This window comes from Paenibacillus sp. FSL P2-0136, from assembly GCF_037975325.1.
In the GTDB taxonomy this organism is placed as follows: domain Bacteria; phylum Bacillota; class Bacilli; order Paenibacillales; family Paenibacillaceae; genus Paenibacillus_AQ; species Paenibacillus_AQ silagei.
Genome location: NZ_CP150244.1, coordinates 6820877 through 6836524, shown reverse-complemented (window position 1 = coordinate 6836524; position 15648 = coordinate 6820877). Strand labels below are relative to the sequence as shown.

Sequence of the window (15648 nt, the reverse complement as noted above, 5' to 3'; positions counted from 1 at the left end):
TATCCTTCTATTTCCCGCTGATACGGTATCGTCCATAAATTAGACAGTAAAGCCGCGTCCGATTGGCATCAGAGAAGCAGAAAGTATTGTATAATTGAAGCTCACTAGAGTACTTGAGGAGCGCTGAAGAAATGTTCTATATAGATATCATGTCATGGCTGACCGAGGAGCGCCTGTTGCAGCTGCTGGAGCAATACCGCTCGTTCGGGCCGCTGCCGGGTGTGGGGCTTACCTTCATGAAATCGTTCGTACCTCCGCTGCCGACTATAGCGATTGTAGGGCTTAATGGGGCGGTGTACGGGTTATGGCTGGGGTTCCTGTATTCCTGGATCGGTCTGGTCGCAGGCTGCACGGTCACCTTCCTGATTATCCGCAAGATTGCCGGACATCCCTACCTCACCAAATGGGCCAAGCGGCCCAAGGTAGCCAAAGCGATGACCTGGGTCCGCCAGAGCGGGTTCAGCTATGTGTTCCTGCTTAGCCTGTTCCCGGTGGGTCCGTTCGTGGTGATTAATATGGCGGCGGGTCTGGCCGGAATGCGGCTGCGTTCCTATCTGATTGCACTGTGTGCCGGCAAAGCCATTATGGTATTTGCGGTATCCTACATCGGCAATGATGTGCAGCGGTTCATCCGTCATCCGGCGGAAATCATCTATGTGCTGCTGTTTATCGGAGCTTCTCTGTGGGGGGTTAAAGCGATTGAAGCCAGGTTCGCCCGGCTGGCGCGGGAGCGGGAGCTGCGCGGCCAAGCGCCGCTACAGCACAAATAATTCACGAATCTCCCCGTCCTCTGTAACGCCTCTCTCCCCGGTATGAAGCCAGCTATTGGTGACAGCATTATAGCGGTAATCCTTGCTCCATTCTCCAATATTGCTGACGATAGACTGTACGGCGAAGACCATATGCTCCACCTCCCGGTCCGTCATGATCGGGTGCAGGGACAGGCGGATCCAGCCCGGCTTCAGCGACTGGTCTCCGGCGTGGATCGCCTGGATAAACGCCTGGGATTGCGCCGGGTTCAACCCTAGCAGCTGATGGCCGTACGGACCGGCGCAGGAGCAGCCGCCACGCGCCTGAATGCCGAAGCGGTCATTCAGGAGCCGTACCGCGAGATTGTAATGAATCTCCTTCAGCGTGAAGGAGACAATGCCATGCCGCTTACGGTGTACGCCCTCCAGCACGGAGCAGCCGGGAATCTGCGCCAGCCCTGAGAGCAGCTTCCGGCATAGCTCTTGTTCACGGACGATCATATATTGTCCGGTTCCGTTCATCTGCTCCTTCAGCTTCACGCAGAGGGCGGTGCGGATCGCCTGCAGGAAGCCGGGGGTGCCCCCGTCTTCGCGGACCTCAACATCATCGATGTAGCGGCGTCCGCCCCAGCGGTTCACCCATACCACGGTGCCGCCGCCGGGCTCATCCGGCAGCCGGCCGGTGCAGAGCGCGGTGTCGAACAGCAGCACGCCACCGGTTCCCGGGCCGCCGAGGAATTTATGCGGCGAGAAGAAGATGGCGTCCAGCTTCTCCTGCGGGGCTGCCGGATGCATATTGATCTCCTGATAAGGGGCGCTGGCTGCAAAATCCACGAAGCATACCCCGCCATGCCGGTGCATGAGCGCAGCGAGCTGATGATACGGGGTCTCCATGCCGGTGACATTGGAGCAGGCGGTGAAGGAGCCGATCTTGAAGCGGCGGTTCCGGTAGATCGTCAGTAGCTCCCCGAGCTGCTGCAGATCCACCTCTCCTCCTGGCCCGGATGGAACGGTAACCACATCGCCGAAGCTCTCCTGCCAGGGCAGCAGATTGGAATGATGCTCCATATGACTGATGAAGATAACCGGGCGCTCCTCCGGTGCGCAGAGGGTTTCCTGCTTCAGCCATTCCGGCAGCTTCAGGCCCATAATCCGCAGCAGCTTGTTCACCGCGCCGGTGGTGCCGTTGCCGCAGAAGAGCAGGGCATCTGTGGGGGCGGCGTTCACATGCTGCCGGATGATGCTCCGTGCTTCATGATAAGCCAGGGTCATGGTCAGGCCGGTGGTGTTGGAGTCGGTGTGCGGATTGCTGACATAGGGGCCGAAGGTCTCTTGTATTTTGCGCTCAATCGGCTCATACAGTCGGCCGCTGGCCGTCCAGTCGGCGTACAGCAGCGGCTGCCGTCCGTAGGGGGTGGAGATCAGATGGCGGCTGCCGACAGTGTGCTCACGGAATGCCGCGAAATGCTCTTGCAGTGAAGACGGCGCGTCTGCCGCAGCGGCGCGGTGGATACTCAGCACGGACAATCCCTCCAGACAATGAATGCTCTATCATTTGAGACGGATTCCGGCAGGCGCTGGTGCTGCGCAAGGCAAGTATCGTGTGAGTCGCAGCCTCTGCATGCCTGCCGGGGGTAACCAATCCGTCTTCGTCTGCCTCAGTATATGCCCGGTGGCGTAATTAGGTTAAAGCCCATAGCCATCAGATGAAGAGCTGGATATCGCTCTCCAGCGCATCCTTCAGATACGCGGCGGCATCGATAATCTCCACCTCGGGCAGCAGCTCCTCCGGCTTGAAGCCCATGATCTCCACCGAGAGCTTGCAGGCGTAGAACTTGATGTTCTTTTTGCGCGCGCCCTTCAGGAAATGTATAAGCTTCGGTGCTCCTTGATCCTCCATCATCTCCTCCAGCATCAGCTTGCCGAGCCCGCTGAAGTTCATCCGCGAGAGCGGAAGCTGCTCCGGTCCCTTGGGAGTAATGACATCCATCAGCTTCTCATAGATACTCTTATCCTCTAGCGTCATAGTCTCCGGGTCCCGGACGAGAAACAGCCCCCAGAACGAGAAGAACATCGTAACCTCCACCTCAATATCCCTGGCCGCATTCGCCAAAATCAGCCCGGCCATCGCCTTGTCATACTCCCCGCTGAACATCAGCAGATTCAGTTTTTTGCCCATTCATCAGCCCTCCATCGGTATCCATAGAATGTCATTAGTATGGTTAGGGAGAGGGAAAGTATGCCTGCCGCCCGGCCGGAAGACACAGAAAAGGCTCCCTGGCGGGAGCCTGAAACGTAAATATAAGCTGGTACAGCGGCGTATGGCCGAATGTATGCGAAAAACAGCATACATTGTGCTCACATAATCTACTGGATGCGGATAGAGAGAGGGGCGAATGGTTACCGTGTCCCTCACTGCTCCTCTCCCTGCTCAGCCTCAGCCCGGCGGGCATTGTCATAGCGGCGGGCGGACAGCCAGATGCTGCCGGTGAACAGGACGATCAGGCCGAGGATAATGCCGAAGCGCCAGTCTCCGGCCTTGAAGTTGAGCTGAAGGACGGTAAGCACCAGGGCGACCTGGGTCCAGACGAGGGTCCGTTTGCGGAAGGCGGTAATGTCTCCGGCCATCTTCGGCATGCCGCGGATAATCCGGTACGCCAGGAGGGCGAGGATCAGCGCAAACAGGGCGGTTCCGGCCATTTCGCCGGTAGTCAATCTATTCATGGTCTCAGAATCCTTTCGGGTTAACATCGGATGAAGCTAATTATAACGATCCCCATACCCGCGTGCAAAGCATCCGGACAGCTTCAGGAGAACAGCTTGCGGATCTCATCGGCAGGCAGCGGAGGGAAGAACAGGAATCCCTGAATATGCGGGCAATTATGCTGCACCAGGAAGGCCAGCTGCTCCTGCGTCTCGACCCCTTCGGCAATCAGGTCATAGCCAAGCTGGGAGGCGACGAAGACGATGGATTTGATGATGGTCTCATCTATGGAGCTGACGCCGATGCCGGTGATGAAGGTGCGGTCAATCTTGATTTTGTTCACGGGAAAATGCTTCAGGTAATTCAGCGACGAATATTTCGTACCGAAATCATCGATGGAGACGATGATCCCGTGATCGCGCATCTGCTGCAGCAGTGGATAATGCTCCTCTAGCAGTGCGGTGCTCTCGGTGATCTCGAATTCGAGCACATCGGTATCCAGCCCGTACTCGTCAAGCACGGCGAACAGATTCTCAATCAGGTTACGGTTGTAGAACCAGCTGTTGGAGATATTGATCGAGGTCCGCAGCAGCGGCATCCCCAGGCTGCGCCACTCGCAGAGCTGGCGGCACACCTCGCGCAGCACCCAATCGGTGAGCTGGATCATCAGGCCGGCTTCTTCAACGGCAGTGATGAACGTCCCTGGTCCAATCAGCCCCTTCTCGGGGTGATTCCAGCGGATCAGCGCCTCTATGCCGATCATTTCCCCTGTGATGGCGTTGATCTGGGGTTGATAATAAAGCACGAATTCTTCCCGTTCCAGGGCGGAGTGCAGATATTTGGCGATCATCGTCTTCTGCTCCAGCTTCTCGCGCAGCTCCCAGTCGAAGATGAAGTAATTGGTGTCCTCCTGCGACTTGGCCTGGTACATCGACATATCGGCGAATTTCAGCAGATCGTCCGTATTCTGCGAATGCTCGGGGTACAGGGAGATGCCAATGCTGGTGGACAGGCTCAGATGCGCTCCCGAGATCAGGAGGGTCTGTGAGATCAGCGTGCTGATCCGCCCGGCGATCACAGGAATATCCGTGTGCGGCAGACCCGCGAAGATCATCACGAATTCATCTCCGCCGGTACGGGCGAACAGCTTGAAGGGCAGGCTCCCGGATTTGAGCCGTCCGGCCAGGGTCTTGATCACCTGATCCCCCGTAGAGTGGCCAAGCGTATCGTTGATCTCCTTGAACCGGTTCAGGTCGAAAAAGAATAAGCTATAGGTCTGTGTGGGCTCCGAGCTCTGCAGCAGACGCTCAAATTCGTCCATGAAGAACCGCCGGTTGGGGATCTCCGTCAGACTGTCGTAGTGCGCAAGCTTTTCATAGAGACGCTTGGAAATACGCAGGTCCCGGGTCCGGATGCTGACCACCCGTTCCAGCTCACGGTTGAAGCGGCTCTGATACCAGAAAATATATAGAATGAAGGCAATCACCAGCAGAAAAGCAATATCGATCCACAGTACGCTGAGCAGTACCTGCCATTTCTTATGCGGGGGCATGGAAGTACCCATCAGCCAGTGCTGATTATAGGTGTTCACGGGAACCGTAAGCAGCGGGTCCTTCGAATGGGCTTCATTGCCGAACAGGAAGGTAAGATCCTTGGTGGTGACAGATATTTTGCTGTCCTTATATACAAGCTGGTTAACGATATTATCCATCTTTACGGTGACGGAGACGATGCCCTCCAGAGAGTTATCCTTATAGATGGCCTGCCGGATCACCATGCCATAGCCGCCCTGGGCAAGTGTGCGCGGACCGTCTATTGTAATGCTGCGGGAGCGGAGCGTTTCTTGGATCATGCCGGGAGAGGCCAGGGAGGAATCCAGCAGCAGGCTTCTGCCGAGCAGTGACGAATTACCTTCAAGCGGGTAGAGGTAGCGGATCAGACCATCCGGAGCGATCATGATATTCGTGACATTGCTGGTGTTCTTGGCGTGTGCGGTGACCAGGTAGCTCTGGATTAGTGCAGGATCGGCATCGAAGCCGACGGTTTGGATAAAGGAGCTGACCCCTTTCACAATGGCCACCCGCTCTTCGATGTTCGAGGCCAGCATGACCGCCTGTGAGGCCAGATCCGCCTTCTCGGCTCTATATTCCCGGGCCAGGGATACGGAATAATAATAGAACAGGCAGAGCTGCAGGATGATGATGAAGCCGATGATGATGCTTAAAGGCTTTTTACTAAGGAAAGCCATGGATTGCCCCCGATACCGGAAAAATAAAAGCCGCAGATGTCAAAGTGTATAATAAGCGGTTCCTAGACCGCAGGGAAATGTCGATAAATGTCGTTTGGGTCTCTATAGCATGTCATTATTATCGTGTTTGCGCAAGGGAATTCCTAACAAAACCCGCCTGAATCCAAAAACGGATAAACACCATCTGCATAAAAGGGCAGTAAGCATTTATCCGAGTCTTTGGAGAGAAGGGCATGGCCCTGCCCGGCTGGAAGCCGGTGCTATTTTTTGAAGATGCCCAGCGGGGCACCAATCGGCAGGAAGGTACGTCCGAAGTGGGCGTTGAGCACAGATGCGCCGCAGCCGTAGAGCGATACGATACCGATAGCCATTTCCGATACGGCAGCCAGCTTGTGGAAGAATTCCGCAGCGACGCCGAACGCATCCATTGAGAGTCCGAGGAACAGAAAGTCGATCAGGATGAAGATAATCAGCAGTACACGGTTTGCCTCAACAGCGCCGAGCGTCATGAAGAGGGTGAACACAAGATATCCTGCAAAAACAAATCCCAGCTGCTTGGGGTCCACGCCCTCTGCCAGCACTGCACCGAATACACCGAGCTTGATCAGCCAGCTTGCCCCCATGCCGAACCAGAAGAACGCATAGGCGCCAAAGGCAGTCATGCCGAAGGTATTGTTGTGCTTGGCATCCTGGATGGATGCGAATAGCTGGGCGAAGGCTCCAAGGAAGATGGCCCATGGAATACAATAGCTGAGACCTGTTGTAATTTCGAGCTTTTGTGAAGAAGCGACCAGGGTAACGATGGCTAGTCCGAATAAGCCGATGGCGCTGGGGTCGGCGGTAACGATTTTGACGGACTGTGCGGTGTGCGATTGCGCTGACATAACAATGAAAGCCTCCAATTTTCATAAGTGTTCGCATAGGATAACAGCACCCTAAGTCGGGTGCTGTTATCAGCCTGCCTATCATATCATATCGCCAGTAGCTTGCCTATAAAAGAAGTCTCTTAACGGCCGGTGTAATAATTACCTTGCTCCAGAAAAGAATACAGTGCCTGGGCCTGAAGCGGCCTGCTGATATAGTAGCCCTGAAGCTCGTCGCTGCCCAGCTCCCGCAGCATATCGAATTGCTCTCTATGCTCAATGCCTTCCGAGACTACGCGCAGCCCCAGATTATGGCTCAGCTCGATAATCGCCTTGACGAGCACATCGCCCTGGGCCTCCCGTGACATCTCGGAGATGAAGGAGCGGTCAATCTTGATCACATCCACCGGGAAGCGGCGCAGATAGCTGAGGGAGGAGAAGCCGGTGCCAAAATCATCCAGCGAGATCCGGAACCCGTGGGCCCGAAGCTGCTGCAGCGACAGGAAGATGCCGTCCCCGGAGACGAGCACGCTCTCCGTGATCTCCAGCTCCAGGCTGGAAGCGGGCAGCTCATACTCATCGAGCAGCTCTAAGAGCAGCTCCAGCAGGCCCGGCTGCATGAGCTGCAGCGCGGAGATATTCACTGCGGCGGTGAGCTCAAGGCCCCGGCTGCGGAAATCGCGCATATCAGAGCAGACCTGGCGCAGCACCCAGCTGCCGATGCCAACAATGGAGCCGCTGCTCTCGGCCAGCGGGATGAATTCGGCCGGGGAGACGGGGCCATAGGCTGGGCTGTGCCAGCGCAGCAGGGCCTCCACCTTGGATACCTGCAGTTGTCCCGCGCCAAGAATCGGCTGGTAGTGCAGCTCGAACTCGTTCCCGGCGGCAGCGGAGAGGAGCTGCTGGGCTAGTACCTTTTTGCGCCGGATGCCTGCTTCCAGATCCTCTGAATACTGGAAAATGTTATTACGGCCGGTCTCCTTGACATGGAACATGGCCAGATCTGCCTGCTTGACCAGATAATCGGCGTCTTCCCCGTTCTGCGGATAAATACTGATGCCGATGCTGGCGGTATTATATAGAAGATGCCCCTTGATCCGGTGCGGCATGGAGAGGGCTTCCTGAATCCGGGAGAGCTGCCGGGCAATGCTGCCTTCATCAGGCACATCATAGAGCAGAATGGTGAATTCATCCCCGCCGAGCCGGGAGACGACATCATGCTTGCCGACAACCTGCGTGATGCGGAAGGCGGTCTCCTTCAGGATGGCATCTCCGAAGTCATGGCCGAGGGTATCGTTCACCGTCTTGAAATGATCCAGATCAATGAAGACCAGCACGATCTGCCTGTCACTTCCCTTGACGGCGGCAATCGCTTCATTCAATTTGTCGAAAAACAGCGAGCGGTTGGGCAGACGGGTCAGCGGGTCCAGCATCGATTGCTGCCGCAGCTCATCCTGGGTCTGCTCCAGTGAATCAATCATCCGGTTGAATTCAACCTCCACTTCACTGAATTCATCCTTGCCGGAGCTGGGAATCCGGATGGAGAGATCCTTGCTGCTGCCGATCATTCGGATGTTGCGTACCAGAGTGGACATCCTTCTCAGAATGAACCGGTTCACGAAGAGGAGGCTGGCACCCAGCATTAGCAGAATGGAGATGAAATAGAACATACGGAAGGTGGAGAGCGACTTGAGCCCGCTGTTGTAGAACTGGCGCGGCTCCTTCAGGGTGAGGACCATCCCGGGATCTTCGAACAGGTCGTCCAGTATGGTGTGGATGGACATCTGCCCGCCCCGGGCGGGGCTGGTCCAGACGCGTTCCCCTCCGCTGTCCGCAAGCAGCGGGGTAGTGAGGCGCGACATCTCCATTGTGGACAGGGTATCCTCCCAGATCTGTGCGATTCCATCCTGGTGCAGCATCCGTCCGGCAATGGCCGTTCCGATGACCGGCTTGTTCTTGCTGCTGTTAAGAATAGGCGTAAGGGTAATTAGCATAGTCCCTTTATCCAGATTAACGAAGCCGCTCCGGCTCTTGCCGGGAGATCCCGGCACAGGCAGACGGCTTCGGATCAGCTTGATTAACGTCAGTTGCTCCTCAGTTAGCGGGGTGACTATTCCTGCCGGAAGGTCGTAGGAGCCGCCGTACAGCGGTTGTCCATCCAGATCAAGCAGGGCAATCATATCGAAATGATTCATTGGATAAGCAGCCGGTTCAAGGCTGCTGCGGATGAAGGCGGCAGCCGTACTGTTGGAGTCCGCAGAGCCGGTAGCCGCTACGTTCTCTATGAAGCGGTAGGTTTCATCCCGGACAGCAACATCAAGGAGTCCCGTTCTCAGGTTGTCCAACTCTTGATGATAAGCTGCGGTAGCCTTGCTCAGGTTGCGCTTCAGCTCTGCCTCGTCCAGCTTCTCGAAGCGGTTCAGCAGAATCACATGAAGCATCAGATAGGTGGCGCCAATGCCGAGGATAGCGACAAAACTAATGAAGATGATTATTTTTTTGCGGAGTTTCATCTGATCCCCTTCATTATTTAAGATTTAATAGGAAATAAGTACCATCGGTTATAGTGTACCACGATTAGGGAATATTTTGCAGCGTAAATCTGCCCGAAGTGTCGAATTTTGATGTATAATAATTTAATGATAATAATTATCAAATAATAATAAAAGGAGATTTTTCTTGGCATGCTGGAGAAGTGGACCTTATTTAAGAAAGCCTCACGGTTTGGAGTGATCCCCGTTATGCTCATACCGGTTATCCTGGGAACAGCCGGGGCCTATGTATGGCAGGGAGTGTTCCATCCGTTTTTATTTGTAATAACGTTCATCGGAGCGGCTGCGGCCCATTTATTCTCCAATATGGTGAATGACCTCTGGGATTTCCGCAACGGCACGGATACAGAGGCGCAGCATACACCTGGAGCCATCTCTACGAACTCCGGGTTTCTGTCCGGGGGCGTCATGCGTGAGTCGCTGTTTGCCCTGCTGACCTGGGGGCTGCTGGCCGTTGCGGCTGGCTGCGGCCTGCTGCTCAGCCTGTACAGCGGCTGGGAAATTCTGTGGTTCGTGGCCGGAGGGGCGCTGATCGCCTATTTCTATGTGGCGCCGCCGCTGCGGTTCGGCTACCGGGGCAAGGGCTACAGCGAGCTTGCCATCTTCCTGGCTTTTGGACTCATGCCGGTGCTTGGCGCTTACTTCGTACAGACCGGAGCATTCAGCCTGAAGCCGGTGCTGTTATCGTTGCCGGGCGGCCTGCTCACAACCCTGCTGCTGTTCAATCATCACTTTCTGCACTGGAGAGCCGACCGGCAGGCCGGTAAGCGCACACTGGTCGTGGTATGGGGGGAGCGCAGAGCGCTGATTTTCTCGCAGGTATTGCTCTACATCTCCTATGCTTCGCTGATTGTATGTGTACTGCTTCATATCTTGCCGGTATACGCGCTGCTCGCTCTGCTTACAGCCATTGCCCCGATACGGATCTACCGCAGCCTCCGGCCGGAGAATCCTTCTGAAGCTTATCTGCCGCTTATGGGTGCCTCACAGCGCGCATCGGTACGCTGCGGGGCGGTCATGACGGCAGCGCTGCTGATCCAGGGGCTATTTTAAAATATAAGAAATGGATAGGCTACTACACTACAGAAAGCGGGAGAATTCATGGACAAGCATCTGCCAGCGAACGAAGGCATGCCTGCAACACAGGGCAAACAAACGGTAATTGGGGATTTCCATACCATTCTGGAGGAAGGAAAGGTCTGGCAGACGGGCGGCTTCAAGCTGCCGGACGGCTCGTTCTGGGCGTATCGTGAGCCGGAAGCAGTGGTGATTGTGCGTAATGAGTATCTGTATGTGCGGGCTCAGCTGAGCCGCCGTCATGATCAGGTGCAGATTCTGGATAATGCCAAGCATATGTACTATTCGGCTCAGCCGGTAGAGATTCCGGAGGAAGGCGAAATCCGCTTCGAGCTCCAGATCCGCGCCCGCACACAGGGCACTGCACCAGGGGATCTGTATGACGGCTATGTGTCGCTGAATTTGCTGGACTTCACCACAGGCGCTGCGCTTGATTTCTTCGCCGGCAACGACAAATACGCCAGTGTGTACGGCATCCTTCCGTTCCCCGGGGTAACCGTACCCGAGACGGGAGGGACCAAATACTTCTGTATTTTCAAGGAGGATACGGACTTCAAGCCGCGCGAATTCAACACGTACACCATCACCTACCACCGGGGCAACAATGAGGCTGTCTTCTATGTGAATGGGAATGAGGTGCGGCGCGAGCGGAATGTGCCCGTGAAATTCAACAGCTTCACCATTGCGCTGGGCATTATGACGGAGAAGGACCTGACCCCGGAAGGCAGCGTGTCGGCGCACGGACAGACGGTTATCGCTGAATGGTCGCCGGTTACTATTACAACCACTGCACAATAACGTGCTCATATGACTGATAAGGATGAATGGCTGTGAATATAAGAACTTTCTTCAAGTTTGTCGAGCTGCCGACGAAGGTGGCCAGTATGCTCCCGCTGCTGCTGGGAACGCTGTATGCCCTGTACCGGTTCGAGGACTTCTATATCCTGCGCTTCGTGCTGATGCTGGTATCCCTCTTAAGCTTTGATATGGCGACAACAGCGATCAACAATTACTATGATTTCAAAAAGGCCGCCAAAACCCATGGCTACGGGTATGAGACCCATAATCCGATTGTCCGCTTCAAGCTGAAGGAGTCTACGGTGGTGGCGCTGATCGTCATTCTCCTTGTGCTGGCGGCAGGCGGGGGCATTGCTCTGGTATTCCAGACCGGACTGCTGGTATTCCTGCTCGGGGGACTCTCCTTCCTGATCGGCATCCTGTATTCCTTCGGACCGATCCCCATCTCGCGGATGCCGCTCGGCGAGCTGTTCTCCGGGCTGTTCATGGGGTTCGTCATTATTTTCATCTCGGCCTATATTCATTCGGATCAGGCGGTGGTCACTCTGCTGCTGAAGGGCGAATGGATCAGCCTGCATATCAATTTCCTTGAGGTGCTGTATCTGTTCTGGTTCTCCGTCCCGGCCATTCTGGGCATTGCGGGAATTATGCTGGCGAACAATATCTGCGATATCGAGGATGATATCGAGAACCGCAGATACACGCTGCCGGTGTACATCGGACGGGAGAATGCGCTGCTGCTGTGGAAGCTGCTCTATTATGTGTCTTTTGCCGATCTGATTGTGCTGGTGCTGCTCGGGGTCCATCCGGTCCTGGTCCTGCTGCTCCTGCTGACCCTGATTCCGCTGCGCCGCAATATTGCACGCTTCTATCAGGAGCAGCATAAAGGCACGACCTTCATTCTGGCGGTGAAGAATTTCGTGCTGATGAGTGCGGCAAGAATCCTTGTGCTGGGTATAGCTGTTATATGGGTCACACTAAGATAAGGAAGGTGTTAACTATGGCAGAGAAGCTTCGCTGGGGAATTATGGGCTGCGCGCAGATTGCCACAGGCTCGGTAATGCCGGCGATCCAGGAGTCCGAGACCGGAGTGATCCGGGCGGTGGCCAGCCGCGGACTCACGAAGAGCAGCAGCGTAGCCGCCGAATTCGGCATTGAGCAGGCATACGGCAGCTATGAAGAGCTGCTTGCCGACCCGGAGGTAGACGCTGTCTATATTCCGCTTCCGAACCATCTCCACTGTGAATGGGTGATCCGCGCGGCTGAAGCCGGTAAGCATATCCTATGCGAGAAGCCGATTGCGCTGAACAGCCGTGAAGCAGCCGAGATGGTAGAGGCCTGCCGGAAGGCGGGCGTTCACCTGGCGGAGGCTTATATGTACCGTCATCATCCGCGCATCAATGAGCTGCAGGTGATTATCGCCAGCGGCGAGATCGGCGCGGTACGTACCATCCGCGGCACATTCACCTACAACGATGCTACGGATACCTCCAACATCCGCTTCAACGCTGCCTGGGGAGGCGGATCGCTCTACGATGTCGGCTGCTACCCGCTCACGGCCGCGCGGCTGCTGTTCGGTACAGAGCCGGAGGCGGTAACCGTGCACGCGCTGTTCTCGCCGGAGCATGATAATGTAGATATGATGGCCTCCGGGCTGGTGGAGTTTCCCGGCGGGAAGAGCCTGATCTTCGACTGCGGGATGTGGGCGTACAACCGCCAGCTCCTGGAGGTGCTCGGTACGCAGGGGCGGATCGAGATTCCGATGCCGTTCAATGCGAGATTCGATGATGCGGAGTTCTTCGTATACGGCGGCGGAGAGCCCCGGCGTGTCGAAGCCGTCGGAGCCAATCCTTACGTCCAGCAGGCCGACCATTTCGCTACAGCAGTCTTCAGCGGCAAGCCCTGGATTGCGGAGGAGGACCCGGTGCTGAATATGAGGCTGATCGAGAGCTGTCTTACATCAGCCCGGAGGCGTGAGCGGATCAGCTTGACGTAATCATTTGTTCCATCTGCTTATAACGCCAAGCAGCGATTCTTCCGGCTATGGAGGAATCGCTGCTTTTTTTGGCGTCCTTATGCTTTTATAGAGGGAGCTTGCTTAGATTGGGTTCAGGAGGAGCTCATCATCCTCTTTATCCCCACGGTTGAAGGCTTCGCGGTCGAATTCGCCCTCTGAATTCGCCACCAGCAGGGCTGTTACGGTAGTCCCGGTAGCATTAACTGCGGTGCGGCCCATATCGATAAGGGCTTCCACCCCGGCAACGATGGCTATACCCTCAAGCGGCAAGCCTAGCGCGGTCAATACAACGGTGGTGGAGATTACAGCCGGTCCAGGCACTCCCGCTACCCCAATAGAGGAGATGATGCTGACCAGCACCAGCGTGATATAGTCGGTTCCGGTAAGCTGAATCCCGTAGACCTGAGCGGTGAACACAGCCACAATGGCCGGCCATACGCCGCCGCAGCCATTGAAGTTGACGGATGCGCCGAGCGGAGCCACGAAGCTGGCAATGCGCGGGGAGACATGCAGCCGTTTCGTGATGACCTCCAGATTGATCGGCAAGGTGGCGTAGCTGCTTCTGGTGGTGAAGGCCACGGTCAGCATCGGATAGATTTTGCGGAAGAAGCGGATAGGGTTCACCTTGGCAACGAGCAGCACCAGCCCGCCGAAGATCAGGACAAAGTGCAGAATCAGTGCGGCGTAAGAGGTAAGGATGACACTGCCCAGCTCCTGAAGGGTGTCCCAGCCGTAGCGTGCCGTAATCCCGGCAATCAATGCGAACACGCCGTAAGGCGTCAGGCGGATGACGAATTTTACAACCTGGTGCAGCACTGTCGTCAAGGATTCAATAAGATCGCGGACAGGCTTCACAGCCTCAGGCTTCTTGGAGCCGACCTTAATAATGGCCACGGCCAGGAAGATGGCAAAAATCAGCAGAGGCACAACCTTGCCGGTAGCGGCTTCATTCACTGGGTTGGAAGGGACAAGGTCCAGGATCACCTGTGAGAAGGTGGGAATTTCACGGGCGGTGAAGTCCTCGGGAACGGTCTGCTGGATGCCTTTGCCCGGGTTAAACAGCAGAGCCACGGATAGGCCGATGATGGAGGCGATTCCGGTGGTGCCGAGGAACCAGGCGAAGGTTTTGATTCCGATTTTGCGCAGGTATTCCAGGTTAGTTAAGGAAGAGATGCTGTTCAATACCAGAATGAACACCAGAGGCACAACAAGCATACGGATCAGACTGACATAGATGCTGCCGAAGGTGCTGATGGCCTTAGTCTCCAACGTGAAATATTGAAAAAATATTCCCGCAATCAGTCCGATGCCCAGCCCTGCCAGAACACGGGTGCCGAAGCCGATTCTCTTGCGGGCCAGGAAATAAAGGATACCGAATACGATAATAGAAACCACGAAGCCATGCCAGTTCGTCTCGATGGCGGTTAATAGATTGTTGTCGATATTATTCATGCTGCTCTAAAGCCTCCTAATAATAGTTTTTTGGTCGGAATTATGGGGTTAAATGTATATGGTAATTTTATGAATGTCAATGTATAAATATGTTAATTAAAATCAATTCCGATAAAACACATGTGATAAATAAATTTGTGATTGACAAGGGATGTCAGGATGAATAATATGGAACTTATCTGCAAGCCATTTCGGGATCGACTGGACCGCCAGAGATTCAACAGGAGCGCATAACCATGCGTGCTGTTGAATCTCTTTTTGCGTTCTGTTGTCCTGTAATCGGCAATGCCAACTATCAGCCAAGGGCGAAGTGAAAGGAATGATTCATCTATGAAAAAGCTTACCGTATCCGTTATTACCGCAGCGGTAGTCTTCTCGGCACTGACTTTTGCCGCAGTATCCGCCACTAAAAAAACAGCGGAGGCTGAGCCGGTTCAGGAGAAGGCCGCCGCTGCCGCAGCGGCAAGCCAGCCACCGGTAGCACCCGTGCAGACGGCCCAGCCTGCAGAGAGCTCTTCCGTTGTAGCGGTGCAGACTGAAGCACCTCCGGCTGAGGCGGCTCAGACCGCAGCAGTCCAGCCTGAGGCATCAGCAGTACCGGCTGTGGTTGCTGCCGTGCAGACTAAGGCCAGCGCAGCCCCTGCCGTGGCGGCTCCAGCCGCCGCAGCTTCAGCAGAGCCGAAGGATGCCCCAGCATTGAACAAGACGGCGGCTCAGCCGAAGGCTACCCCCGCCGCTGCCGTTCAAGCCCCTCAAGTGCAGGCTGCCGGCGCCAAACCGCAAGCAGCCGTTCCAACAGCAGCTCCTGTAATTAGCACCCCTGCTCCTAAAGCAGCCGTTGCAGCGGTTCCTACGGCCGCTCCGGCTGCTGTTACCGCCACGCAACAGCCGGTGGTTGCCGCAGCGCCTGCTCCAACACAGGCCCCTGCTGCCACACAGGCTCCTGCCAAGGCGGTTACATTCTCCACAACCGAGGTGATCAAAGCCAAAGCTACTGCTGCCCCTGATCCTTCGGCTAACACAGCTAATTCTGCACCGCAGCAACCGGTGAGTGCTCCTAACCCTGCACCGGCAGAAGCTGCTCCTGCGGAGGCTGCTCCGGCTCCGGCAGCCACAGAAGAGGTTTGCCCTTGACGGGCAAGCCTGCTTCTGAAGTCCGCCTGCCGTTACAGACCCTAACCCAATCCG

General features: G+C 55.8%; 13 protein-coding genes. 6 read left to right on the top strand and 7 right to left on the bottom strand.

Annotation, left to right across the window (positions count from 1 at the left end):
• Positions 1–131 precede the first annotated feature (131 nt).
• The gene (locus NYE26_RS29130) at positions 132–770 is read left to right on the top strand and encodes a TVP38/TMEM64 family protein (RefSeq protein ID WP_036728222.1); all 639 of its coding nucleotides are present in this window, start codon (positions 132–134) and stop codon (positions 768–770) included.
• On the opposite strand, the gene NYE26_RS29125 is transcribed toward NYE26_RS29130, so the two are convergent.
• The 6 genes from NYE26_RS29125 to NYE26_RS29100 form a co-directional block, all read right to left on the bottom strand.
• Positions 756–2270 (bottom strand): aminotransferase class V-fold PLP-dependent enzyme, encoded by a 1515-nt coding sequence (locus tag NYE26_RS29125; RefSeq protein WP_339252021.1) that lies wholly within the window; start codon positions 2268–2270, stop codon positions 756–758. The genes NYE26_RS29130 and NYE26_RS29125 overlap by 15 nt on opposite strands.
• Before the next feature lie 181 nt (positions 2271–2451).
• Entirely contained in the window at positions 2452–2928 is a 477-nt protein-coding gene (locus NYE26_RS29120) for a DsrE/DsrF/DrsH-like family protein (RefSeq protein WP_076080972.1), read from the bottom strand.
• Between the two features lie 233 nt (positions 2929–3161).
• The gene (locus NYE26_RS29115) at positions 3162–3473 is read right to left on the bottom strand and encodes a hypothetical protein (protein WP_339252019.1); all 312 of its coding nucleotides are present in this window, start codon (positions 3471–3473) and stop codon (positions 3162–3164) included.
• An 83-nt stretch (positions 3474–3556) separates the two neighbouring features.
• A complete protein-coding gene (locus tag NYE26_RS29110) occupies positions 3557–5701 on the bottom strand; it encodes an EAL domain-containing protein (RefSeq protein WP_339252017.1) in 2145 nt (714 codons plus the stop codon).
• A gap of 260 nt (positions 5702–5961) precedes the next feature.
• Positions 5962–6585, bottom strand: a complete 624-nt coding sequence (locus NYE26_RS29105) for an acetate uptake transporter (protein WP_339252015.1) — start codon at positions 6583–6585, stop codon at positions 5962–5964.
• 122 nt (positions 6586–6707) lie between these two features.
• Positions 6708–9077: an EAL domain-containing protein gene (locus NYE26_RS29100; RefSeq protein ID WP_339252013.1), complete on the bottom strand. Its 2370-nt coding sequence runs from the start codon at positions 9075–9077 to the stop codon at positions 6708–6710.
• Positions 9078–9248: 171 nt separating this feature from the next.
• Between NYE26_RS29100 and NYE26_RS29095 the strand changes: the two genes are divergently transcribed.
• The 4 genes from NYE26_RS29095 to NYE26_RS29080 are packed head-to-tail and all read left to right on the top strand — an operon-like array spanning position 9249 to position 12987.
• On the top strand, positions 9249–10169 hold the full coding sequence (locus NYE26_RS29095; protein ID WP_339252012.1) for a prenyltransferase: 921 nt from the start codon (positions 9249–9251) through the stop codon (positions 10167–10169).
• Between the two features lie 48 nt (positions 10170–10217).
• Positions 10218–10991, top strand: a complete 774-nt coding sequence (locus tag NYE26_RS29090; protein ID WP_245367895.1) for a DUF6081 family protein — start codon at positions 10218–10220, stop codon at positions 10989–10991.
• 32 nt (positions 10992–11023) lie between these two features.
• Positions 11024–11977, top strand: coding sequence for a 1,4-dihydroxy-2-naphthoate polyprenyltransferase (locus NYE26_RS29085; protein ID WP_209868585.1), 954 nt, complete (start codon positions 11024–11026; stop codon positions 11975–11977).
• Between the two features lie 14 nt (positions 11978–11991).
• Positions 11992–12987, top strand: coding sequence for a Gfo/Idh/MocA family oxidoreductase (locus NYE26_RS29080; protein ID WP_339252009.1), 996 nt, complete (start codon positions 11992–11994; stop codon positions 12985–12987).
• Positions 12988–13089: 102 nt separating this feature from the next.
• On the opposite strand, the gene NYE26_RS29075 is transcribed toward NYE26_RS29080, so the two are convergent.
• Positions 13090–14460 (bottom strand): dicarboxylate/amino acid:cation symporter, encoded by a 1371-nt coding sequence (locus NYE26_RS29075; protein WP_200869579.1) that lies wholly within the window; start codon positions 14458–14460, stop codon positions 13090–13092.
• A gap of 330 nt (positions 14461–14790) precedes the next feature.
• Here NYE26_RS29075 and NYE26_RS29070 point away from each other — a divergent pair, with 330 nt between their 5' ends.
• Positions 14791–15594, top strand: coding sequence for a hypothetical protein (locus NYE26_RS29070; protein ID WP_339252006.1), 804 nt, complete (start codon positions 14791–14793; stop codon positions 15592–15594).
• The last annotated feature ends 54 nt before the right edge of the window (positions 15595–15648 follow it).

Excerpts from the sequence above, each read along its gene's own strand:
- NYE26_RS29115 (WP_339252019.1), bottom strand. The coding sequence starts at position 3,473 with ATGAATAGATTGACTACCGGCGAAATGGCCGGAACCGCCCTGTTTGCG.
- NYE26_RS29110 (WP_339252017.1), bottom strand. The coding sequence starts at position 5,701 with ATGGCTTTCCTTAGTAAAAAGCCTTTAAGCATCATCATCGGCTTCATC.
- NYE26_RS29120 (WP_076080972.1), bottom strand. The coding sequence starts at position 2,928 with ATGGGCAAAAAACTGAATCTGCTGATGTTCAGCGGGGAGTATGACAAG.
- NYE26_RS29105 (WP_339252015.1), bottom strand. The coding sequence starts at position 6,585 with ATGTCAGCGCAATCGCACACCGCACAGTCCGTCAAAATCGTTACCGCC.
- NYE26_RS29130 (WP_036728222.1), top strand. The coding sequence starts at position 132 with ATGTTCTATATAGATATCATGTCATGGCTGACCGAGGAGCGCCTGTTG.
- NYE26_RS29100 (WP_339252013.1), bottom strand. The coding sequence starts at position 9,077 with ATGAAACTCCGCAAAAAAATAATCATCTTCATTAGTTTTGTCGCTATC.
- NYE26_RS29075 (WP_200869579.1), bottom strand. The coding sequence starts at position 14,460 with ATGAATAATATCGACAACAATCTATTAACCGCCATCGAGACGAACTGG.
- NYE26_RS29070 (WP_339252006.1), top strand. The coding sequence starts at position 14,791 with ATGAAAAAGCTTACCGTATCCGTTATTACCGCAGCGGTAGTCTTCTCG.
- NYE26_RS29090 (WP_245367895.1), top strand. The coding sequence starts at position 10,218 with ATGGACAAGCATCTGCCAGCGAACGAAGGCATGCCTGCAACACAGGGC.
- NYE26_RS29080 (WP_339252009.1), top strand. The coding sequence starts at position 11,992 with ATGGCAGAGAAGCTTCGCTGGGGAATTATGGGCTGCGCGCAGATTGCC.
- NYE26_RS29095 (WP_339252012.1), top strand. The coding sequence starts at position 9,249 with ATGCTGGAGAAGTGGACCTTATTTAAGAAAGCCTCACGGTTTGGAGTG.